Source organism: Microvirga roseola (genome assembly GCF_020866965.1).
Classification (GTDB): Bacteria; Pseudomonadota; Alphaproteobacteria; order Rhizobiales; family Beijerinckiaceae; genus Microvirga; species Microvirga roseola.
Genome location: NZ_JAJATX010000194.1, coordinates 1 through 271, shown reverse-complemented (window position 1 = coordinate 271; position 271 = coordinate 1). Strand labels below are relative to the sequence as shown.

The following is a 271-nucleotide window of genomic DNA, read 5'->3' as shown; positions in this document are numbered from 1 at the left end:
GGGCCGTACCATGTGAACCCCTATTTGGCCTTGCTCCGGGTGGAGTTTACCGTGCCACGAACTGTTGCCAGCCGCGCGGTGCGCTCTTACCGCACCCTTTCACCCTTACCTGATCCCGCTTGCGCGGGCCATCGGCGGTTTGCTCTCTGTTGCACTAGTCGTAGGCTTGCGCCTCCCAGGCGTTACCTGGCACCCTGCCCTATGGAGCCCGGACTTTCCTCCCCTCCATCTGTCTCCCCGAAGAGGACGGCAATGAAGCGGCGACTGTCTG

At 62.7% G+C, this 271-nt stretch carries 1 other RNA gene; it reads right to left on the bottom strand.

The window, feature by feature from the left end:
- Positions 1 to 33: 33 nt before the first annotated feature.
- An RNA gene (gene rnpB / locus LG661_RS24845) (RNase P RNA component class A) lies at positions 34 to 261 on the bottom strand.
- Between the last annotated feature and the right edge of the window lie 10 nt (positions 262 to 271).